General features: G+C 35.5%; 21 protein-coding genes. 20 read left to right on the top strand and 1 reads right to left on the bottom strand.

From position 1 onward, the window contains the following. Positions 1-238: 238 nt before the first annotated feature. Positions 239-1,258 carry a DNA polymerase III subunit delta gene (gene holA / locus ACTJJ9_RS12995; RefSeq protein ID WP_145584853.1) on the top strand — a complete coding sequence of 340 codons (1,020 nt, stop codon included), beginning with the start codon at positions 239-241 and terminating at the stop codon, positions 1,256-1,258. 112 nt (positions 1,259-1,370) lie between these two features. Here the strand turns inward: holA and rpsT are convergent, their stop codons facing one another. Then, the gene (gene rpsT / locus ACTJJ9_RS12990) at positions 1,371-1,628 is read right to left on the bottom strand and encodes a 30S ribosomal protein S20 (RefSeq protein ID WP_095302548.1); all 258 of its coding nucleotides are present in this window, start codon (positions 1,626-1,628) and stop codon (positions 1,371-1,373) included. Positions 1,629-1,874: 246 nt separating this feature from the next. Between rpsT and gpr the strand changes: the two genes are divergently transcribed. The 19 genes from gpr to yqfC all read left to right on the top strand — a co-directional run bounded on the left by gpr (position 1,875) and on the right by yqfC (position 21,755). Beyond that, complete coding sequence (gpr, locus tag ACTJJ9_RS12985; RefSeq protein WP_145584855.1) at positions 1,875-2,996, top strand: GPR endopeptidase; 1,122 nt, start codon at positions 1,875-1,877, stop codon at positions 2,994-2,996. Between the two features lie 336 nt (positions 2,997-3,332). Next, a complete protein-coding gene (spoIIP, locus tag ACTJJ9_RS12980; protein WP_145584857.1) occupies positions 3,333-4,529 on the top strand; it encodes a stage II sporulation protein P in 1,197 nt (398 codons plus the stop codon). Between the two features lie 26 nt (positions 4,530-4,555). After that, positions 4,556-4,897, top strand: coding sequence for a YqxA family protein (locus ACTJJ9_RS12975; protein ID WP_145584859.1), 342 nt, complete (start codon positions 4,556-4,558; stop codon positions 4,895-4,897). 387 nt (positions 4,898-5,284) lie between these two features. Then, on the top strand, positions 5,285-7,108 hold the full coding sequence (gene lepA / locus ACTJJ9_RS12970) for a translation elongation factor 4 (protein WP_145581467.1): 1,824 nt from the start codon (positions 5,285-5,287) through the stop codon (positions 7,106-7,108). 98 nt (positions 7,109-7,206) lie between these two features. Further along, the gene (hemW, locus tag ACTJJ9_RS12965) at positions 7,207-8,343 is read left to right on the top strand and encodes a radical SAM family heme chaperone HemW (RefSeq protein WP_233452112.1); all 1,137 of its coding nucleotides are present in this window, start codon (positions 7,207-7,209) and stop codon (positions 8,341-8,343) included. A 209-nt stretch (positions 8,344-8,552) separates the two neighbouring features. Then, on the top strand, positions 8,553-9,581 hold the full coding sequence (hrcA, locus tag ACTJJ9_RS12960; protein WP_095302541.1) for a heat-inducible transcriptional repressor HrcA: 1,029 nt from the start codon (positions 8,553-8,555) through the stop codon (positions 9,579-9,581). Positions 9,582-9,743: 162 nt separating this feature from the next. After that, positions 9,744-10,334, top strand: coding sequence for a nucleotide exchange factor GrpE (grpE, locus tag ACTJJ9_RS12955; protein ID WP_145581468.1), 591 nt, complete (start codon positions 9,744-9,746; stop codon positions 10,332-10,334). 39 nt (positions 10,335-10,373) lie between these two features. Next, positions 10,374-12,209 (top strand): molecular chaperone DnaK, encoded by a 1,836-nt coding sequence (gene dnaK, locus ACTJJ9_RS12950; protein ID WP_095302539.1) that lies wholly within the window; start codon positions 10,374-10,376, stop codon positions 12,207-12,209. Positions 12,210-12,379: 170 nt separating this feature from the next. After that, positions 12,380-13,501, top strand: coding sequence for a molecular chaperone DnaJ (gene dnaJ, locus ACTJJ9_RS12945; protein ID WP_145581469.1), 1,122 nt, complete (start codon positions 12,380-12,382; stop codon positions 13,499-13,501). Positions 13,502-13,537: 36 nt separating this feature from the next. After that, positions 13,538-14,476, top strand: a complete 939-nt coding sequence (prmA, locus tag ACTJJ9_RS12940) for a 50S ribosomal protein L11 methyltransferase (protein ID WP_095302537.1) — start codon at positions 13,538-13,540, stop codon at positions 14,474-14,476. A 24-nt stretch (positions 14,477-14,500) separates the two neighbouring features. After that, a complete protein-coding gene (locus ACTJJ9_RS12935; RefSeq protein ID WP_095302536.1) occupies positions 14,501-15,256 on the top strand; it encodes a 16S rRNA (uracil(1498)-N(3))-methyltransferase in 756 nt (251 codons plus the stop codon). 4 nt (positions 15,257-15,260) lie between these two features. After that, on the top strand, positions 15,261-16,622 hold the full coding sequence (mtaB, locus tag ACTJJ9_RS12930) for a tRNA (N(6)-L-threonylcarbamoyladenosine(37)-C(2))-methylthiotransferase MtaB (RefSeq protein ID WP_095302535.1): 1,362 nt from the start codon (positions 15,261-15,263) through the stop codon (positions 16,620-16,622). Positions 16,623-16,749: 127 nt separating this feature from the next. Beyond that, a complete protein-coding gene (gene deoC, locus ACTJJ9_RS12925; RefSeq protein WP_145581470.1) occupies positions 16,750-17,418 on the top strand; it encodes a deoxyribose-phosphate aldolase in 669 nt (222 codons plus the stop codon). A gap of 214 nt (positions 17,419-17,632) precedes the next feature. Further along, the gene (rpsU, locus tag ACTJJ9_RS12920; RefSeq protein ID WP_015595024.1) at positions 17,633-17,806 is read left to right on the top strand and encodes a 30S ribosomal protein S21; all 174 of its coding nucleotides are present in this window, start codon (positions 17,633-17,635) and stop codon (positions 17,804-17,806) included. A gap of 14 nt (positions 17,807-17,820) precedes the next feature. Continuing rightward, on the top strand, positions 17,821-18,267 hold the full coding sequence (locus ACTJJ9_RS12915; RefSeq protein ID WP_095302533.1) for a GatB/YqeY domain-containing protein: 447 nt from the start codon (positions 17,821-17,823) through the stop codon (positions 18,265-18,267). A 154-nt stretch (positions 18,268-18,421) separates the two neighbouring features. Continuing rightward, entirely contained in the window at positions 18,422-19,738 is a 1,317-nt protein-coding gene (locus ACTJJ9_RS12910) for an NfeD family protein (protein WP_440768683.1), read from the top strand. 37 nt (positions 19,739-19,775) lie between these two features. Further along, the gene (gene floA / locus ACTJJ9_RS12905) at positions 19,776-20,768 is read left to right on the top strand and encodes a flotillin-like protein FloA (protein ID WP_145581471.1); all 993 of its coding nucleotides are present in this window, start codon (positions 19,776-19,778) and stop codon (positions 20,766-20,768) included. 182 nt (positions 20,769-20,950) lie between these two features. Then, positions 20,951-21,400, top strand: coding sequence for a hypothetical protein (locus ACTJJ9_RS12900; RefSeq protein ID WP_145581472.1), 450 nt, complete (start codon positions 20,951-20,953; stop codon positions 21,398-21,400). A 70-nt stretch (positions 21,401-21,470) separates the two neighbouring features. After that, positions 21,471-21,755: a sporulation protein YqfC gene (gene yqfC / locus ACTJJ9_RS12895; RefSeq protein WP_095302492.1), complete on the top strand. Its 285-nt coding sequence runs from the start codon at positions 21,471-21,473 to the stop codon at positions 21,753-21,755. The last annotated feature ends 40 nt before the right edge of the window (positions 21,756-21,795 follow it).

Raw genomic sequence — 21,795 nt, 5'->3', positions numbered from 1 at the left:
ATTTATAATGTGAAAAATACTGATAGAAAAGCTTTATTCATTATTTTAAGTAAACTACTTGCTTTCAATTCGTGGTATCGCTTCGAATTAGATAACCTAGGGTCTGAAACGAAGCGTTAACATAGATCAGAGGGGATTGATAGTCGTACTTTCACTATCAATTCCCTTTTTAGCTTGCCAAACCATCATTTTCATTTTACGATTAAGGAGTGAAAAGAACGATTGGAGAGCAACTTACATGATTTTTAATGTTTGGAAAGAGATTAAACAAAAGAAATTACAATCAATTTACCTGCTACTTGGAAAAGAAGCATTCTTAATGCAAGAAACAGTGCAATTAATTATAAATGCAGCGCTTAATGATGAAGAAAAAGACTTCAATTTGTCAATTTATGATATGGAAGAGACGAGTATTGATACTGCAATAGAAGATGCAGAAACACTTCCATTTATGGGCGAAAAAAGGGTTGTAATTATAAAAAATCCCTTCTTCTTAACAAGTGAAAAGAAAAAAGAAAAGGTTGAACATAAGCTTGATAAATTAGAACAATATTTAAATTCTCCAGCGCCATATACGATTCTTCTATTCGTGGCTCCATATGAAAAGCTTGATGAGCGGAAAAAAATAACAAAGCTATTGAAAAAACAATCAATTGTGCTCGAAATGAATTCTTTATCTGAAAAAGACACAATTGAATGGATTACCGAAATGGCGGAACAAGAGGTAGTTTATTTCTCAAAAGAAGCGATAGATGAACTAATGGTATTAACAGCTGGTGATTTAATGATTTTGAATCAGGAGCTAAAAAAGATTAGTACGTATGTTGGTGAAGGAGGACAAGTATCCCCAGATATTATAAGGCTTCTTGTTCCCAGAACGTTAGAGCAAAATATATTTGAATTAATTGACAATGTTATTCATCGGAGAAGTAGTGAAGCATTGAGAATCTTTTATGATTTACTAAAAAATAATGAAGAACCAATTAAAATTTTATCATTGCTTGTAAATCAATTTAGACTGATTTTACAAGTAAAGGAACTGTCAGGTACTGGTTATGGGCAACAGCAAATAGCCAATACAGTCAAGGTACATCCGTTTCGAGTGAAATTAGCCTTGCAGCAAGCAAAGTTATTTACTTCTGATGAGTTAGCTAATATACTGTTGGAATTAGCAGAGGCAGATTATCAAATGAAGACAGGGAAAAAGGACAAGCAATTGGTTTTGGAACTATTCTTGTTAAAACTTTTTGAACAATAAAAAAACGATCCTAATATGGGATCGTTTCTTTTTAATGATAAGAAAAGTTTCATTCTAGTATTGCTATCCTTTGATAAGCAAAAGAAATCAAGCTTCCTTCATTATATGCAGATTATCCGTTAACTTTTTTAGCTAAACGAGATTTGTAACGAGCAGCAGTGTTTTTATGAACTAAACCACTTTGTGCAGCTTTATCAATTCGTTTATTCGCCTCAACAAGTGCCGCTTTCGCATTCTCAACATCGTTAGATACAGCTAAAGCATCTACTTTTTTAATAGCAGAACGCATAGCAGATTTGATTGCAGAGTTATGAGCATTACGATCATTGCTAGTTTTTACGCGTTTAATTGCAGATTTAATATTTGGCATACTTTCACCTCCTAAGAAATAAATCGAGACTATTTATCCTCGACATTTCTTTACATGAACAAAAGATATTCTATCAAACGACCACTGATATTGCAATACTAATGTAAAGGAAAATCCATTGAAACCTTTTTTATTTGATTAATTTTGAAAAAAAATGAAGAAAATCAATTCATTTGCCCCTTCTAAGCATGATTCCTTCTAGAAATGGTAACCATACTTAACAGGAATAACATCGGAGGGATGAAAATGGGAAAATCTTTAGACTTAAGCAATTATTCGGTTCGTACAGATTTAGCAGTAGAAGCTAGGGCGATGGCTTTGGAAAATACGACACCAACTGTTACTCCTGATGACACTAGTAATATAGCGGGAGTCATAATGCAGGAATGGGAAGAAGAAGGAGTTAAGCTTTCATCAATGGAGATTGAAGATGAAGGTGCAAAGATTATTGGAAAAAAACCAGGAAAATACTTAACCCTTGAAGTTCAGGGGATTCGTCAAAAGGATAGTGAGCTTCAAGAAAAAGTAATAGAAATTTTTGCGAAGCAATTTAGTAAATTTTTAGATGAGCTAAATATAAAAAAAGATGCGAGCTGTTTAGTTGTAGGCTTAGGAAACTGGAATGTGACTCCGGATGCACTAGGACCTCTTGCAGTTGAAAATTTATTAATAACGAGACATTTATTTAAACTTCAACCTGAAAATGTTCAAGAAGGATTTCGTCCTGTTAGTGCAATTGCTCCAGGAGTTATGGGGCTAACAGGTATTGAAACAAGTGATATTATCTCAGGTGTAATCGAGCAATCAAAACCGGATTTTGTTATTGCAATTGATGCTCTAGCGTCACGATCAATTGAACGTGTAAATACGACAATTCAAATTTCTGATACTGGCATTCACCCTGGTTCGGGAGTTGGAAACAAAAGAAAGGCATTAAGTAAAGAAACTTTTGGTATTCCTGTAATAGCAATTGGTATTCCAACTGTTGTTGATGCTGTTTCGATAACAAGTGATACGATTGATTTCATTTTAAAGCATTTTGGCAGAGAAATAAGAGAAGGGGATAAGCCTTCCCGCTCGCTAACACCAGCAGGGATGACGTTTGGAGAAAAAAGAGTGCTAACAGACGAAGATATACCTAGTGATGAACATCGAAAACAATTTTTAGGAATTGTTGGAGGTCTTGAGGAAGATGAAAAGCGAAAACTTATTCACGAAGTTTTAGCACCATTAGGACATAATTTAATGGTGACACCTAAGGAAGTAGATATCTTTATTGATGACATGGCAAATGTAATTGCAAGTGGGCTGAATACTGCACTTCATCAACAAGTTGATCAAGGAAATGCAGGTTCATATACTCATTAAATTTTAAAGCTTCTACATGTTGGCTATATTAAAGAATTTGGTTGATTTATAAACACTTTGTTGTTGAACCGATACATGAGAATCCTGCTTAGAGTAGCGTGTCAAAGGGTGTCCCCACAAGTGGGTAAATACAAGAAGGTTCTCGGACCGACGCTCGAAAGCGAATGGTTAAAATGTTTGAAAGAAACAACAAAACAGAGTCAAAAATGTTAAAAGTAGAAAGTCTATCAAATTTAAAATGATAGAGAAATTACAGAGAAAAAATAGTGATAGAGTTCTATCTCCTTATGTTTGTTCATAGAATTTAGTAGACTAGCATAAGGAGGTTAACAGTGAATGAAGCGTTCGCGAACTAGACGGAATATGATTGTTGCAGTGGATGGGACAAGTATTAAAAAAGGAATTGTATTAAGCTTCATCACCCTGTTAGTGATCTTTTTACTTTCGGGCTTTTTAACATCCCTTAAACCTGAATATCGTTTGACCTCTTCTTCGATCAATGATTTAACAAAGACTATTGATAGTGAAGCATTTTTACAACTATTAGGAGCTGAGAACCGATATTTTGTATCTGCATTACCACCGGAAAAGACGGAGCCAATAAAGTTGTCTACAATCATGTTTAAAGTAGCCACTAGCATTAATCCTGACGATCCGCGCAGTCTATTAGGTAGGGAATTACCAGGATTTTCTTTATATGATAGTGAAATTGTTGTTGCTGGTGATGGGACAAACTATACGAATATGCCATATGAATCACCGCCACCAACTGAGGTATTAGAGCAAGAAAGAGAGGCGTCGATTGATAAAAATGAAGTAGTTAATGCAGAAGATGATGAGCCGAAAACACCTCCAAGTCTTACAACTGGAGATAAAAAAGTTGTCTATATATATAATACGCATAATACAGAATCATATTTACCTTTACTTGAGGGGGAAACAGATCCGGATCGGGCAATTCATTCGAAAGCGAATGTTACTATTGTAAGTGAGTTACTTGGTAAAGCGCTTGAAGAGAAAGGAATTGGAGCGCAAGTGGATTCGACGGATATTCAAGCGAATTTAAAGCAAAAAGGCTGGAATTATGCAAAATCGTATGCAGCATCACGACCAATTGTTGAAAGTGCAATGGCTAATAATCGTGAATTGAATTATTTAATTGATATTCATCGTGACGCTCAAAGAAAAGGCGTTACAACGATTTCAATAAATAATAAATCTTACGCAAAATTAGCATTTGTCGTTGGAAGGGATAATCCATCAGCGGAAAAAAATGAAAAGGTTGCAAATGAACTACATGAATTATTACAAAAAAAATATCCAGGACTAAGCCGAGGGATATTTAAGCAAGGTGGAAAAGGAAATAACGGAGTATATAACCAAGACCTTTCTGGGAATGCTATGCTTATTGAATTTGGTGGAGTAGATAATAATTTGGAAGAATTAAAAAATACAGTAGCTGCGGTGGCAGATGTTTTCAGTGAATACTATTGGCAGGCTGAAAAAGTAAATGGGACTGGAACTACAGAATAATTGCAAAACAATGTGAGGGAAGAAAGATGATGAAATTTATGTTGAAATGCTTTGTTCTATGCACAATCCTCCTTTTTGGTGTATTAATAGGGATGCAATATGCTAATCAAGGGATAATTAAAATGAAGGGTTACCAAGATCCTGACCTTCAAAGTGCTTTCCAAGTTGAAAATGAAACAGGAGATGTTCAAGCATCAATTCTTGGAAATAACGTTACTAGCCAAGATCTTCAGGAGAAACAAGAGCAATTAGAACAAATAGAGGCATTTAATTTCTTCTCTCAAATCGGAAAACAATTCGCAACACTTGTAAGCAATGGTGTATCATCACTTCTTGAATCAATAGCAACTTTACTTAATCGAAATTAACAATAGCAGAAGGGTAAGGTTCTTCTTTTTAAAAAAGAGTATCTTATTTCTTTCTGTTTTTTATTTTGGCAGCTTTTGTAAACAGTAGGCTGTACTGGAAGATTTATCTCCTCCTTCAGATACACACTTTTTAAGTACGAGCTGAGACTACATTCGCGTATACACGCTGCATAATTCTCGGTAACCCTCCTACGCTCCTCGGAAGTGGGAGTACACAATTAGTTTCAACTATAGCGACTACAATTAAAAGCAACAAATTTTACAAGAACAGCCTAAATAAACTAAATGGCTAGAGTTGAACACTTACTTTATTCATTGAATGTTGAAAAGGCAATTGATATAATGAAGAATAGTGTACTTGTAAGCTATGTAGGAGTGAAAATAGATATGAATAGAGAAGAAAAACTAAAAAGGCAATCGAAAATCCGAAATTTCTCGATTATTGCTCATATTGATCACGGTAAATCAACATTAGCTGATCGTATTTTAGAAAAGACATCAGCTTTAACACAACGAGAAATGAAAAATCAATTACTAGATTCAATGGATTTAGAGAGAGAACGAGGAATTACAATAAAGCTAAATGCAGTTCAATTAAAATATAGAGCAAAAGATGGCGAGGACTATACGTTTCACTTAATCGATACACCAGGACACGTCGATTTCACTTATGAAGTTTCACGAAGTCTTGCTGCATGTGAGGGGGCTGTCTTAGTTGTTGATGCTGCACAAGGGATTGAAGCACAAACGTTAGCAAACGTGTATTTAGCTCTTGATAACGATTTAGAAATTCTACCTGTCATTAACAAAATCGATTTGCCTAGTGCTGATCCGGAACGTGTTCGTAATGAAGTGGAAGAAGTAATTGGATTAGATGCTTCAGAAGCTGTGTTGGCGTCAGCGAAAGCAGGGATTGGTATTGAAGAAATACTAGAGCAAATAGTTGAAAAAGTACCAGCACCTGAAGGAGATCCAGAAGGGCCTTTAAAAGCGCTTATTTTTGACTCATTATATGATGCTTATCGAGGAGTCGTTGCATATATTCGAGTTATGGAAGGTTCTGTTAAAGTTGGTCAGAAAATAAAAATGATGGCCACTGGGAAAGAGTTTGAGGTAACTGAAGTAGGTGTATTTAATCCAAAACCGGTTCAATTAAAGGAACTTAATGTTGGAGATGTTGGATTTTTAACAGCGGCTATTAAAAATGTCGGTGATACTCGAGTCGGTGATACGATTACAGACGCAAAAAATGGCGCGACAGAACCACTTCCGGGTTACAGAAAGCTAAATCCAATGGTTTTCTGTGGATTATACCCAATCGATACAGCAAAATACAATGATTTACGAGAAGCATTAGAGAAGCTTGAATTAAATGATTCATCACTTCAATTTGAACCAGAAACATCGCAGGCGCTTGGCTTTGGTTTCAGATGTGGCTTTTTAGGTTTACTTCACATGGAAATAATACAAGAGCGAATTGAGCGTGAATTTAAAATTGACCTAATTACAACTGCTCCGAGTGTTATTTATGACGTTCACTTAACAGATGGGGAAACATTAAAGGTTGATAATCCTTCTAATATGCCTGATCCACAAAAGATAGACCATATTGAAGAACCTTACGTAAAGGCCTCAATTATGGTACCAAACGATTATGTTGGAGCAGTAATGGAGCTTTGTCAGAAAAAACGTGGTATTTTTATTGATATGCAATATTTAGATGAAACACGGGTAAGCATTAATTATGAAATCCCGCTTTCTGAAATTGTTTATGACTTCTTTGATCAATTAAAGTCAAATACAAAAGGCTATGCATCATTTGATTATGAACTTATTGGATACAAAGCTTCTTCATTAGTGAAAATGGATATATTATTAAATGGTGAAAAAATTGACGCACTATCGTTTATCGTTCACCGTGATTCTGCTTATGACCGAGGGAAGAATATCGTTGAGAAATTAAAGGAATTAATTCCGCGTCAACAATTCGAAGTCCCTATTCAAGCAGCAATCGGTCAAAAAATTGTTGCGAGATCGACAATAAAAGCAATGCGTAAAAACGTCCTTGCGAAATGTTATGGTGGAGATATATCTCGTAAACGTAAATTGTTAGAAAAACAAAAAGAAGGGAAAAAACGGATGAAGCAAGTTGGTTCGGTTGAAGTACCTCAAGAGGCGTTTATGGCCGTACTTCGAATGGACGAAAGCTAAAAAAGCTTGAGAGTTAGGCTTGTCCTAATTATTAATAGAATGGAACCAATGCCGCAGCTGATAACTGCGGCATCTTAATTAGAGGGTGAAAATAAATGATAGAATCAGCATACATCCATATCCCGTTTTGTCATCATATATGTCACTATTGTGACTTTAATAAAGTGTTTTTTAAACAACAACCAGTAGATGAATATATTGAAATGGTTATAAAAGAAATGCATGCTGCAAAGCATCATTCGAGAGAACCTTTAAAAACAATTTTTATCGGTGGTGGAACTCCTACTGCGTTAACAACAAAGCAATTGGATCGCTTATTAGAAGGGATTCATCAAGAATTAATTATGTCAAATCAACTGATTGAATTTGCGGTTGAAGCTAATCCAGGTGAATTGACCTTTGATAAACTAAAGGTTCTAAAAAATGCTGGAGTTAATCGGTTGAGTATCGGGGTTCAAAGCTTTAATGATGAGTTATTACAGCGAATTGGTCGGGTTCATCGTAAAGAAGATGTTTTTCGAACGATAGATGCTGCAGAAAAAATTGGCTTTGATAATATGAGTATTGACTTAATGTATGGCTTGCCAGGACAATCAATAGCTGACTTTAAGTCTTCACTAGAAACAGCCTTCACATTAAATATGAAGCATTTCTCGGCTTATTCACTAATAGTAGAACCAAAAACGGTGTTTTATAATTTAATGCAAAAGGGAAAATTATCATTACCACCACAAGAGCAAGAAGCGCAAATGTATGAAATTTCAATGGAAGAAATGGATAAGCACGGGTACAAGCAATATGAAATTAGCAATTACGCAAAACCAGGCTTTGAAAGCCATCATAATCTTACCTATTGGAATAATGAGCATTATTATGGCTTTGGTGCAGGAGCTCATGGATATATTGATGGAAATCGCACATCAAATATTGGTCCAATAAAAAAATATATTGAACAAATAAAGCAAAGCGGCCAAGCTTATCAAAGTATGCATAAGGTAACTTTAGAGGAAAAAATAGAAGAAGAAATGTTTCTTGGTCTAAGAAAAATTGCAGGTGTCGATAAAGCGATTTTTTATAAAAAATATGGCACTAAAATAGAAGACATTTTTGGTGAACAAATGATGAAGTTGGAGAAACAAGGGTTAATCTCAAACAGCGAAAATGCAGTTAAGCTTACACATAATGGAAAGCTTTTAGGGAATGAGGTTTTTCAAGAATTTTTGTCACTATCTTAATGGCGTTTTTTATAAGCTTGTTAGACATAGTGAAATAATCTTGTTACGATGTTGATGTGGTATTTATGCTAAAAATTCTCGAAAAATATTCCAAATAACCTTTCTTAAGGATGAAACGATTTAATAATTGACAATTTATTTAGGTTTTGATAACTTTTTATATATATTTAGCACTCGCACACATAGAGTGCTAACAGAGGTGATGATAGTTGCTTACAGATCGCCAATTGTTGATTCTACAAGTAATTATTGATGATTTTATTCACTCAGCTCAGCCTGTTGGTTCGAGAACATTAGCGAAAAAAAATGAAATTACTTTTAGTTCGGCTACAATTAGAAACGATATGGCTGATTTAGAAGATTTGGGATTTATAGAGAAAACACATAGTTCTTCAGGGCGTGTCCCTTCGGAAAAGGGATATCGTTATTATGTTGATCATCTGTTGTCACCGCAACGGCTGACAAAAACAGAAGTAAACCAAATAAAATCAATTTATGCCGAAAAAATATTTGAACTTGAAAAAGTTGTTCAGAAATCCGCTCAAATCCTATCGGAATTAACGAATTATACTTCGATCGTTCTTGGACCAAAAGTGAAAGAAAATCGTTTGAAGAGAATTCAAATTGTGCCAATTAATAACGACACAGCAGTAGCGATTATTGTAACAAATACAGGGCATGTAGAAAATCGGACTATTAGCTTTCCTGGAACGCTTGATCCTTCAGATATCGAAAAAATGGTCAATATTCTTAATGAACGGCTAACTGGGGTACCGTTAGTTGAACTACAAGACAAGATTTATAAAGAAGTTGTCTCTGTATTAAAGGATCACATTAAAAATTATGATATGATGCTAAAAATAATGGCTGGTACTCTAAAGGTCAATCCAAGTGAAAAAATTTACTTTGGCGGTAAAACGAATATGTTAAGCCAGCCAGAATTTTCAGATATCAATAGAATTCGTTCCTTACTTACAATGATTGAGCAAGAGAAAGAACTATATGGCCTTTTACAATCGAATAAAGCAGGAATATCGATTAAAATTGGCAAGGAAAATGAAAATATAGCAATGGAAAATTGTAGTTTAATTACTGCAACTTATTCGCTTGGTGATAATCAATTAGGGACGATAGCTGTATTAGGACCAACAAGGATGGAATATTCACGAGTTATAAGCTTGTTAAATCACATGGCACATGATTTGTCGAAAACATTAACTGATTTGTATCATGGCTGATAACGTTGGTTATTATGGGAAAGATGGGATAGATAAATTCTATCCCAAACAAACGATATCTTTGTTTAATGAGCATAAAGACTCTTTTTCGTAGAACGTTGCAGTTTTTAGCAAGCAACACCAATGAAAAATATAACAAATCCTTTAAGGAGGTGAACAATTGTGTCAAACGAAAAAAATATTGCAGAACAAGAAGAAGTAATTGAAGAACAAAATGCAGCAGAGGTTGAAGTGGAAGGTGAAACAGTTAATCCTGATACGACTACTGAAACTGAAGAAGCATCTGAATCTGGTAATGTTGCAGAACAAAGAATAGCTGAACTTGAAGCAAAGTTAGAAGAGGCTGAAAACAAGGTATTACGTGCACAAGCTGATTTTGATAATTTTAGAAGACGTACTCGACTTGATCAAGAAGCAGCACAAAAATACCGAGCTCAAAGTTTAGTATCTGAGATTATTCCTGCTCTGGATAATTTTGAAAGAGCATTACAAATAGAAGCAGATAACGACCAAACAAAATCATTGCTACAAGGAATGAATATAGTTTATAACCAGCTAATTCAAGCATTGCAAAATGAGGGAGTGGAAGCAATCAAATCTGTTGGAGAACAATTTGATCCGCACATCCATCAAGCAGTAATGCAAGTAGAGGATGAAAACTTCGAATCCAATACAGTTATTGAAGAATTGCAAAAGGGTTATAAGCTAAAAGACCGAGTGATTCGACCAGCAATGGTTAAGGTAAATCAATAAAAAATTATCACATTACATACTTTAGGAGGTTCATTTCTAATGAGTAAAATTATCGGTATCGACTTAGGTACAACAAACTCATGTGTCGCAGTTTTAGAAGGCGGAGAACCAAAAGTTATTCCAAACCCAGAAGGAAACCGTACAACGCCTTCAGTTGTTGCATTTAAAAATGGGGAACGTCAAGTTGGTGAAGTTGCGAAACGTCAAGCAATTACTAACCCTAATACAATCATTTCGATTAAACGTCATATGGGGACTGACTATAAAGTGGAAATTGAAGGAAAAAACTATACACCACAAGAAATTTCCGCAATTATTCTTCAACATTTAAAATCTTATGCTGAGGAATATTTAGGAGAGCCTGTTACAAAAGCTGTTATTACAGTACCAGCATACTTTAATGATGCTGAACGTCAAGCAACAAAAGACGCTGGTAAAATTGCTGGTTTAGAAGTAGAGCGTATTATTAATGAACCAACAGCTGCAGCATTAGCATATGGTTTAGATAAAACAGATGAAGACCAAACAATTTTAGTTTATGACTTAGGTGGAGGTACATTTGACGTATCTGTACTTGAATTAGGTGACGGTGTATTTGAAGTTCGTTCTACAGCAGGTGATAATCGTCTTGGTGGAGATGACTTTGACCAAGTGATTATCGATTATTTGGTTTCAGAATTCAAAAAAGAGAATGGTATTGATCTTTCAAAAGATAAAATGGCTCTTCAACGTCTAAAAGATGCAGCAGAAAAGGCGAAAAAGGATTTATCAGGAGTTACATCAACACAAATTTCATTACCATTTATCACTGCTGGTGAGGCAGGTCCACTTCATTTAGAAGTTACATTGACTCGTGCAAAATTTGATGAGCTTTCTTCAGATCTTGTTGAAAGAACAATGGGACCTGTACGTCAAGCGTTAAGTGATGCTGATTTAACAGCAAGTGAAATTGATAAAGTTATTCTTGTAGGTGGTTCTACTCGTATTCCTGCTGTTCAGGAAGCAATTAAAAAAGCGCTTGGAAAAGAGCCACATAAAGGTGTTAACCCTGATGAAGTCGTTGCACTTGGTGCTTCTATCCAAGGTGGGGTTATCACTGGTGATGTTAAGGATGTTGTATTACTTGACGTAACACCACTTTCATTAGGTATTGAAACAATGGGTGGCGTGTTTACGAAATTAATTGACCGTAACACTACAATTCCAACAAGTAAATCACAAGTATTCTCAACTGCAGCTGATAACCAAACTGCTGTTGATATTCATGTATTACAAGGTGAGCGTCAAATGGCAGCAGACAACAAAACATTAGGTCGCTTCCAATTGACTGATATTCCACCAGCTCCACGTGGAGTACCGCAAATTGAAGTATCATTTGATATTGATAAAAACGGTATCGTAAATGTCCGTGCAAAAGATTTAGGAACAAATAAAGAACAACAAATTACGATTAAATCATCTACTGGCTTATCAGATGAAGAAATCGAACGTATGGTAAGAGAAGCAGAAGAAAATGCAGATGCTGATAAAAAGCGAAAAGAAGAAGTTGAACTTCGTAACGAGGCAGATCAATTAGTGTTTACAACTGAAAAAACATTAAAAGACCTTGAAGGAAAAGTAGACGAAGCACAAGTAACAAAAGCTAACGAAGCGAAGGACGCTTTAAAAGCTGCGATTGAAAAAAATGATTTAGATGAAATCAAAGCTAAGAAGGAAGAACTCCAAACGATTGTACAAGAGCTTTCTGTTAAATTATATGAAGAAGCAGCAAAACAAGCACAAGCAGGACAAGGTGGAGAAGCTGCTGGCGGAAAAGCAAATGACGATGTAGTCGATGCTGAATTTGAAGAAGTAAAAGATGAGGATAATAAATAATTGTTCTTGTTAAGAAGTCAAAGTCAGGCTTGTCTTGGCTTTGACTTTTTTGGTGTGATTTTTTCAAGGGAATGATGAAGAAATAGAGGTCTCTAACAACAATTAGTTGCTAATAGACTAATGAGAGTGATACAATTTACCTTATGTGAGAAAATCGGGAGTGAGAAATTATGAGCAAGCGTGATTACTATGAGGTACTTGGGTTAAGTAAGAACGCGTCAAAAGATGAGATTAAAAAAGCTTATCGTAAATTATCAAAACAATACCATCCTGATATAAATAAAGAAGCAGATGCTGCTGATAAATTTAAGGAAATTAAAGAAGCTTATGAAACATTAAGTGATGACCAAAAGAAAGCCCACTATGATCAATTTGGTCATACAGATCCAAATCAAGGCTTTGGTGGCGGTGCTGGCTTTGGTGGAGATGGTTTTGGCTTTGAAGATATATTCAGCTCAATCTTTGGCGGTGGAACAAGACGACGTGACCCAAATGCACCACGACAAGGTGCAGATTTACAATATACGATGACTCTCAATTTTGAAGAGGCTGTATTTGGTAAAGAAACGACTATTGAAATACCAAAGGAAGAAACATGTGAGACATGTCATGGATCAGGTGCTCAAAAAGGCACAAAACCTGAAACCTGTTCACATTGTGGCGGAAGTGGTCAATTAAATGTTGAACAAAATACTCCTTTTGGACGAATCGTAAATCGACGAGTTTGTCATCACTGTGAAGGTACAGGCAAAATCATTAAGCATAAATGTGGAACATGTCGTGGAACCGGTAAAGTGAAAAAACGCAAAAAAATCCAAGTGAAAATACCTGCTGGTGTTGACGATGGACAACAATTGCGTGTATCTGGACAAGGTGAACCAGGTGTAAATGGTGGACCTCCAGGTGATTTATATGTCGTCTTCCATGTGAAAGAGCATGAGTTCTTTGAAAGAGATGGTGACGATATTTACTGTGAAATGCCATTAACGTTTGCACAGGCCGCATTAGGTGATGAAATTGAAGTTCCAACACTAGATGGGAAAGTTAAATTAAAAGTGCCTGCTGGAACACAAACTGGAAAGAAATTCCGCTTATCAGGAAAAGGTGTTCCGAATGTTCGGGGATATGGACAGGGTGATCAATACGTCATTTTACGAGTATTAACACCTACAAACCTAACTGAGAAACAAAAGGATTTATTGCGTGAATTTGCTGAAATAAGCGGATCAAAGCCTGATGAACATGAAGAAAGCTTTTTCGATAAAGTAAAGCGAGCTTTTAAAGGTGAATAAGAATATTAATAGATAAAGATTGGAGAGTTGGTAGATATGAAGTGGTCAGAATTTAGTATCCATACAACACAAGAAGCGGTTGAACCCATTTCAAATATTTTACATGAGGCAGGAGCTAGTGGTGTCGTAATTGAGGATATTGCTGATTTATTCAAAGAGCGAAGTACAGAACTCGGTGAAATCTACCAACTAAATCCAACTGATTACCCAGAAGAAGGGGTAATTATCAAAGCTTACTTACCTGTAAACAGCTTCTTAGGAGAGACGGTTGAAGCGATTAAAGATTCCATCAATAACTTGTTAATATATGATATTGATTTAGGTCGAAATCATGTAACCATTAGCGAGGTAAATGAAGAGGAATGGGCAACTGCTTGGAAAAAATATTACCACCCAGTGAAGATATCAGAAAAATTCACAATCGTTCCGACGTGGGAGATCTATGAACCGGTTAGTTCAGACGAACTTATTATCGAGCTTGATCCAGGAATGGCATTTGGCACGGGGACACATCCGACAACAGTACTATGTATTCAAGCATTAGAGGATACAGTTAAAAAAGGTGATAAAGTCATTGATGTTGGAACAGGTTCTGGTGTATTAAGTATTGCAGCTGGATTACTTGGTGCTAAACAGGTAGTAGCACTTGATTTAGACCAGGTTGCTGTTGAAAGTGCACGTTTAAATTGTAAGTTAAACAAAGTACAAAATGTAGTAACTGTTTCACAAAATAATTTGTTAGATGGTATTGAGGGACCTGTTGATTTAATCGTTTCTAATATTCTTGCCGAAATTATTGTTAGGTTTATTGATAAAGCCTATGAAACACTAAAAGTAAACGGAACATTTATCACTTCTGGTATTATTCAAAATAAAAAGCAAGAAGTAAAAGATGCGTTGCTTAAAGCTGGTTTTATTATCGAGGAAACAATGGTCATGGAAGATTGGGTAGCGTTTATTGCAAAGAAAAAATAGATTTTTCTATTTAAGGTGAATGTCATGCAAAGATATTTTATAAATAATAATAAATCAGAATTAACCTCTAATATTCAAATAACTGGTGATGACGTACATCATATTTCACGTGTCCTTCGCATGACACAGGGGAATAAAATTGTATGTTGTACAAAAGATGGATATGAAGCTCTATGTGAAATTGCTGAAATTACCAGTGATCAAGTGAACTGTTTTATATTAGAATGGATGACAGTTAATCGTGAATTACCTGTTTCTATTTCCATTGCGAGCGGGTTGCCTAAAGGGGATAAGCTTGAATGGATTATACAAAAGGGTACCGAATTAGGTGCTTCTTCCTTTATCCCTTTTAATGCTGCCCGTTCTATTGTGAAAATTGAAGATAAAAAGGTTCAAAAAAAGCTTGAACGTTGGCAAAAGATAGCGAAGGAAGCGTCAGAACAATCATATCGCAATAAGGTGCCAGATGTTTCTGAACCTTTGCAATTTAATCGTTTATTAGAGATTTCTAACAACTACGATGTAAAAATCGTTGCATACGAAGAAACAGCTAAACAAGGTGAAAGTAAAAATCTTGCTAAATCACTTTCTGCTTTAGAAGAAGGTGGATCATTAATCGCTGTATTTGGTCCTGAAGGTGGATTAACGGAAAAGGAAGTAGCAAGTCTTGAAGAGATAGGTTTTGTAACCTGTAGCTTTGGACCTAGAATTTTAAGAACTGAAACAGCCCCTTTATATTTATTATCAGCTGTTTCTTATTATTTCGAACTATCGAGGTGAGAACATGCCTACTGTTGCATTTCATACTTTAGGTTGTAAAGTAAATCATTATGAAACAGAAGCTATATGGCAATTGTTTAAAGAAGCAGGCTATGAAAGAACTGATTTTGAACGAATTGCTGATGTATATGTAATTAATACTTGTACTGTTACGAATACAGGCGATAAGAAAAGTCGTCAAGTTATCCGTAGAGCGATCCGGAAAAACCCAGATGGTGTTATTTGTGTAACGGGTTGTTATGCTCAAACATCTCCTGCAGAAATTATGGCAATTCCAGGAGTTGACATAGTTGTTGGTACTCAAGACCGTGTGAAAATGTTGGAATATATTGAGCAATATAAACAGGAACGCCAACCAATTAATGGTGTGCGAAATATTATGAAAACAAGAGTATACGAAGAGCTTGATGTTCCGGCTTTCACAGACCGTACAAGAGCATCGTTAAAAATCCAAGAGGGTTGTAACAATTTCTGTACGTTTTGCATAATCCCTTGGGCTCGTGGTTTAATGCGTTCAAGAGATCCGAAGGAAGTTGTATCACAAGCAAAACAATTAGTACAAGCCGGTTATAAAGAAATTGTATTGACAGGAATCCATACTGGTGGATATGGTGAGGATTTAAAGGATTATAACTTGGCAATGCTTTTACGTGACTTAGAGGAGCAAGTGGATGGCTTAAAACGGATACGTATTTCTTCAATTGAAGCTAGCCAAATTTCTGATGAGGTCATTGAAGTATTAAAGAATTCTAAAAAAGTAGTTAGACACCTTCATATTCCAATTCAATCAGGATCTGATACGGTATTAAAACGTATGCGCAGAAAATATACAATGGAATTTTTTGCAGAAAGAATTGAACGCCTAAAAGAGGCATTGCCTGGATTAGCAATTACTTCTGATGTTATTGTAGGCTTTCCTGGTGAGACTGAAGAGGAATTTATGGAAACGTATAATTTTATTCAAAAACATAAATTTTCTGAGCTACACGTTTTCCCATATTCAAAACGTACGGGTACTCCTGCAGCAAGAATGGATGATCAGGTCGACGAAGAAATAAAAAATGATCGTGTACATCGACTCATTCAATTATCAGATCAGCTAGCTAAAGAATATGCTTCAAAATTTGAAGATGAAGTGTTGGAAGTGATTCCAGAGGAACGTTTTAAAGAGGAAGAAAATGATGATTTATTTGTAGGGTATACAGATAATTATTTAAAAGTTGTTTTCCAAGCGACTGAGGAAATGATTGGGAAAATTGTGAAAGTGAAAATTTCAAAAGCTGGATATCCATATAATGAAGGACAATTTGTTAGAGTTGTAGAAGATTCATTTGATACATTATCTCAAGTTCGTTTATCTTCATAAGTGTAAATAAAGGATTGGTGATATTAATCATCAATCCTTTATTTATGTGGAGTATCTTGGATTTCGAATCCATTAATGATAAGATGTTAGAAGTCAGACATCTTATTTAATGAAAGGAGATATACATATGGTAAATATAGCAAATATGATTGATCACACTGCACTAAAAGCTGATACAACTGCCGCTACAATTAAGCAACTTTGTGAGGAAGCAAAAGAATATCAATTTGCATCTGTCTGTGTTAACCCAACCTGGGTAAAGAAAGCTGCTGAATTACTTCAAGGGAGTGACGTAAAGGTTTGTACGGTAATTGGCTTCCCATTAGGAGCATCTACTACTGAAACAAAGGCTTTTGAAACAAAGGATGCTATTGAAAAGGGTGCAACAGAAGTTGATATGGTTATTAATATCGGCGCTCTAAAGGATAAAAATGATGACTTAGTGGAACGTGATATTAAAGCTGTTGTTGATGCAGCAAGAGGAAAAGCATTAACAAAGGTAATTATCGAAACAAGCTTGTTATCAGAGGAAGAAAAAATACGTGCTTGTCAACTTGCAGTAAAGGCAGGCGCAGATTTTGTAAAAACATCTACAGGATTTTCTACCGGTGGTGCGACAACAGAAGATATTAGTCTTATGCGCAAAACCGTCGGAGAAGGAATTGGTGTAAAAGCTTCTGGAGGAGTTAGAGATACGGCTGGTGCCGAAGCAATGATTAAAGCAGGGGCTACTAGAATTGGTGCTAGTTCAGGGGTATCGATTGTAAAAGGTGAAACATCAAATTCAGATTATTAATAAGGTAAATAAAGCAAAAAAATATCGATACAAACAGTTGAATACGAGCAAAAGAATAAATTATATAAAATAAACAACATTTAACACGGATCTTTTTACTATATGAGTTGACCTTAATAATTCGTTATATTATAATTGCAAAGTACATGTTATCTTTTAAGACATGTTTTATTTAAAGATGTCGATTGGTTGTATTCGGAGGGAGGGAAAGAGAATGTCAAAAACGGTCGTTCGTAAAAACGAGTCGCTTGAAGATGCTCTTCGTCGTTTCAAACGTACTGTATCTAAAAGTGGTACAATACAAGAAGCAAGAAAGCGCGAATTCTATGAAAAGCCTAGCGTAAAGCGTAAGAAAAAGTCTGAAGCAGCTAGAAAGCGCAAATTCTAAAAGAGGGTGTACTTATGAGTCTTCTTGAGCAATTGAATCAAGATATGAAACAAGCGATGAAAAATAAAGAAAAAGACAAGTTAATTGTCATTCGAATGGTCAAGGCTGCGTTGCAAAATGAAGCAATAAAACTTGGTAAAAATGAATTGTCGGAAGAAGATGAATTGACAGTTCTTTCTCGCGAATTAAAACAACGTAAAGACTCCCTCCAGGAATTTAAAAATGCTGATCGTTTGGACTTGGTTGAAAAAACACAAGCGGAAATCGATATTTTAGTCGATTATATGCCTGAACAGCTTTCTGAAGAAGAAGTATCGGAAATTGTTAAACAAACAATTGTAGAAGTAAATGCTACTTCTAAAGCAGATATGGGGAAAGTTATGGGAGCACTTATGCCCAAGGTGAAGGGAAAAGCAGACGGAAGTCTTGTTAATAAACTTGTGTTAAAACAGCTATCATAAAATAATAAAACACCTTGCTATGCAAGGTGTTTTTTATTTTGTAATTCAACGAAACTTCACAAAGTATTCTTTTTTATAAAAAACATGAAACTATCCTTATTTATAAACGTATTACATATTACATAAGTCAAAGGAGAAAGGAGGGAGAAACTACATGAGAAAACCCTTTTATCAATTTTTATTTACTTTTGCAATTATTCTTGCTCTTTTCAATAGTTCACAATCTATCATAAAGGCTGATACTGGAAATGAAGTATTTGTCATTAAATTAGAGGGTACTGTAGAAAAAGGATTGTCACAGTATATTAAAAAAGCAATTTCTGAGGCAAAATCAAATAATGTAAGCCAGATTGTATTAGAAATAGATACATTAGGCGGAGAGGTTGAAGCAGCATTAGAAATAGCAGATTCACTCCGCGCTAGTGATATACCAATAACTGCATTTATTAATAAAAGGGCTATCTCAGCGGGGGCATATATTGCCTTAAATGCAGATGACATTTATATGGCTCCTGGAAGTAAGATCGGTTCTGCTGCGATTATTACTGGAGATGGAAATGCTGCAGATGATAAATCACAATCATTATGGTTAGCCGAGATGAAGGAAGCTGCGGAACATAATGGGAGAGACCCTAAGTTTGCATTAGCAATGGTAGATAAGGAAATTGATCTACCTGAATATGGTGCAGCAAAAGGGGATTTGCTTACACTAGAAACTAAACAAGCTAAAGATGTTGGTTATTCTGAAGGAACGGTCGAAAATATCCATGAACTTTTGGAGAAAAAAAAATTATCAACTGATGCAATTACTTATGCAGATGAGGGTTTAGCTGTTAAGATCGCTCGATTTTTAACTAACCCTGTAGTTGTACCGATATTATTATCGATCGGAAGCTTAGGGTTAGTTGCAGAACTATATTCTCCAGGGTTTGGATTACCAGGGCTCACAGGTTTAACTTCTTTGCTGTTATTTTTTTATGGTCATTATGTAGCAGGATTAGCTGGGATGGAGGCAATTGTCTTTTTTGTATTAGGGATTGCTTTTATCGTTGCAGAATTATTTGTTCCTGGTGGTATACTAGGTGTATTAGGATTTGCAAGTATTGTTGCAAGCCTTTATATTGCTTCTGGAAATGTTATGAATATGACTATCTCATTATTGATTGCATTTGTAATTGCAATCGTAGCATCTATTTTATTAGTAAAGGTGTTTGGAAAGCGTATGAAACTGTTTAATAAATTTATCTTGCGTGACTCTACAAATACTAAAAGTGGCTATGTCTCAAATAAGTCAAGAAATGATTTAATTGGTAAAGAAGGTACTGCATTGACGATATTAAGACCGTCTGGTACAGCTCTCATTATAGATGAACGAGTAGATGTTGTATCAGAAGGGACATATATTGAAAAAGGGCAAAAGATCAAGGTAGTGAAAGTTGAAGGCTCACGTATCGTTGTAAGAGAAATTTAACAATGGATGAAAACGAAAAACAAGTTGGAGGTTCAAAATGGAAGCATCGTTAATTTTACCAATAGGATTAATTATCCTCGGAATTATTGTATTAAGTGTATTTTTTACATTTGTACCAATTGCACTTTGGATTTCTGCATTAGCAGCTGGTGTGAAAATTAGTATTTTCACATTAATTGGAATGAGGCTTCGAAGAGTTATTCCAAGTAGGGTTGTAAATCCCCTTATCAAAGCACATAAAGCTGGCTTAAATGTAACGACAAATCAATTAGAGAGTCATTACTTAGCAGGGGGGAACGTTGATCGCGTCGTAAATGCGCTTATTGCTGCAGAACGTGCGAATATTGAGTTAACCTTTGAACGTTGTGCTGCAATCGATCTTGCTGGACGTGATGTATTAGAGGCTGTACAAATGAGTGTAAATCCAAAAGTAATTGAAACACCTTTTATCGCTGGTGTTGCAATGGATGGTATTGAAGTGAAGGCGAAAGCTAGAATTACTGTAAGAGCAAATATTGAACGCTTAGTCGGGGGAGCCGGAGAAGAAACAATTATTGCTCGTGTCGGTGAAGGGATTGTTTCAACGATAGGTTCGCAAACGGATCATAAAAAAGTTCTAGAAAATCCAGATATGATTTCGCAAACTGTTTTAGGTAAAGGGTTAGATTCAGGAACAGCCTTCGAAATTCTGTCCATTGATATTGCTGATGTAGACATCGGTAAAAACATTGGGGCTGAGCTTCAAACTGAGCAAGCTGAAGCGGATAAAAAGATTGCTCAAGCTAAAGCGGAAGAACGAAGAGCAATGGCTGTTGCACAAGAGCAAGAAATGTTAGCGCGAGTACAGGAAATGAAAGCAAAGGTAGTTGAAGCGGAAGCGAAAGTACCTTTAGCAATGGCTGAGGCGTTACGTTCAGGAAATATAGGTGTTATGGATTATATGAATTTTAAAAATATATCTGCTGACACTGATATGAGAGATTCTATCGGAAAAACTAATCAAGACTATAATGATAATAATGAGTATTAAAAAGTAAAGCTTAGTAATGTAACTAAATCTTAAGGTTGTTTACAGGTAAAGAAAAACTGGCTGTTAATTGCTAGTAAACACTTATAGACCGAAAAAAACGTGTTAAATGATGATGGAAGTACCGAATGACATGGACAATGTATTTTCGGCTCAAAATCCTTCATAAAAAGGAGGGATCTCGTATGGATTTGTTTGAGATTTTTACAAATCCTTTAGTTTGGGCAATAATAGTAGGTTTGATTACGAAGCTATTTTTTTCAAAAGATGAAGATTCTAACAAGAAAAAGGAACAGACGAACAATAAACCGAAGCAAAAACTACCAAAGCCAGTTATGACAACCGTTGAACGCCCTAAAGAAAAAAGAGAAAAACACAAAACGAGACAAACTGTACAGCAGGCATATGAGAAAATGCAAAAAGCAGAAGTTGGGAACTATCAAAAAAACATAGATGCTACGCAAAAAATTCGGGGAAAATCAAATAAGCAAGTGAAGCAAAATCCCTCCCCAGTTAGAGATAATCGATTAATAGTAGACCGCAGGAATGCAATACAAGGTGTAATCTGGAGTGAAATATTAGGGCCACCAAGGTCAAAAAACCCACATTATACAAGAAATAAACGACATTCTTAACTTCTCATCATAATCATGTTATAAGACTCTACTTTCTCTCATACATATGAGATGAAAGGGGGTCTTTTTTTTGGCGAAAAAATGGCGACAACAGCTAACAAAATGGATAACAAATACAATTGACCTTCCTCCCGACGTCATGATGGATCTTCCTAGAATTACGATGGTAGGACAGCTTCATATATACATAGAAAATCATCGCGGACTCCTTGCTTTTACCGATACAGAGCTTCGACTTTTATTAAAACAAGGACAATTATTAATTAAAGGTGAGGCTTTTGTCATAAAAACAATTTTACCGGAAGAAATCCTTCTAGAAGGAAAAATAAGTCAAGTGCAATTTTTAAATGAATAAAGATATATCGTCAGAAATAAAAATGCACAGATTCGTCTGC

It is taken from the genome of Metabacillus sp. 22489, assembly GCF_052044855.1.
Classification (GTDB): Bacteria; Bacillota; Bacilli; order Bacillales; family Bacillaceae; genus Metabacillus; species Metabacillus niabensis.
This window is presented reverse-complemented; position numbering and strand designations above follow the sequence as displayed.

What these genes read in the sequence shown, in the direction of transcription:
- holA (WP_145584853.1), top strand. Translation starts at nt 239, where the DNA reads ATGATTTTTAATGTTTGGAAAGAGATTAAACAAAAGAAATTACAATCA.
- rpsT (WP_095302548.1), bottom strand. Translation starts at nt 1,628, where the DNA reads ATGCCAAATATTAAATCTGCAATTAAACGCGTAAAAACTAGCAATGAT.
- gpr (WP_145584855.1), top strand. Translation starts at nt 1,875, where the DNA reads ATGGGAAAATCTTTAGACTTAAGCAATTATTCGGTTCGTACAGATTTA.
- spoIIP (WP_145584857.1), top strand. Translation starts at nt 3,333, where the DNA reads ATGAAGCGTTCGCGAACTAGACGGAATATGATTGTTGCAGTGGATGGG.
- ACTJJ9_RS12975 (WP_145584859.1), top strand. Translation starts at nt 4,556, where the DNA reads ATGATGAAATTTATGTTGAAATGCTTTGTTCTATGCACAATCCTCCTT.
- lepA (WP_145581467.1), top strand. Translation starts at nt 5,285, where the DNA reads ATGAATAGAGAAGAAAAACTAAAAAGGCAATCGAAAATCCGAAATTTC.
- dnaK (WP_095302539.1), top strand. Translation starts at nt 10,374, where the DNA reads ATGAGTAAAATTATCGGTATCGACTTAGGTACAACAAACTCATGTGTC.
- dnaJ (WP_145581469.1), top strand. Translation starts at nt 12,380, where the DNA reads ATGAGCAAGCGTGATTACTATGAGGTACTTGGGTTAAGTAAGAACGCG.
- prmA (WP_095302537.1), top strand. Translation starts at nt 13,538, where the DNA reads ATGAAGTGGTCAGAATTTAGTATCCATACAACACAAGAAGCGGTTGAA.
- ACTJJ9_RS12935 (WP_095302536.1), top strand. Translation starts at nt 14,501, where the DNA reads ATGCAAAGATATTTTATAAATAATAATAAATCAGAATTAACCTCTAAT.
- mtaB (WP_095302535.1), top strand. Translation starts at nt 15,261, where the DNA reads ATGCCTACTGTTGCATTTCATACTTTAGGTTGTAAAGTAAATCATTAT.
- deoC (WP_145581470.1), top strand. Translation starts at nt 16,750, where the DNA reads ATGGTAAATATAGCAAATATGATTGATCACACTGCACTAAAAGCTGAT.
- rpsU (WP_015595024.1), top strand. Translation starts at nt 17,633, where the DNA reads ATGTCAAAAACGGTCGTTCGTAAAAACGAGTCGCTTGAAGATGCTCTT.
- ACTJJ9_RS12915 (WP_095302533.1), top strand. Translation starts at nt 17,821, where the DNA reads ATGAGTCTTCTTGAGCAATTGAATCAAGATATGAAACAAGCGATGAAA.
- ACTJJ9_RS12910 (WP_440768683.1), top strand. Translation starts at nt 18,422, where the DNA reads ATGAGAAAACCCTTTTATCAATTTTTATTTACTTTTGCAATTATTCTT.
- floA (WP_145581471.1), top strand. Translation starts at nt 19,776, where the DNA reads ATGGAAGCATCGTTAATTTTACCAATAGGATTAATTATCCTCGGAATT.
- ACTJJ9_RS12900 (WP_145581472.1), top strand. Translation starts at nt 20,951, where the DNA reads ATGGATTTGTTTGAGATTTTTACAAATCCTTTAGTTTGGGCAATAATA.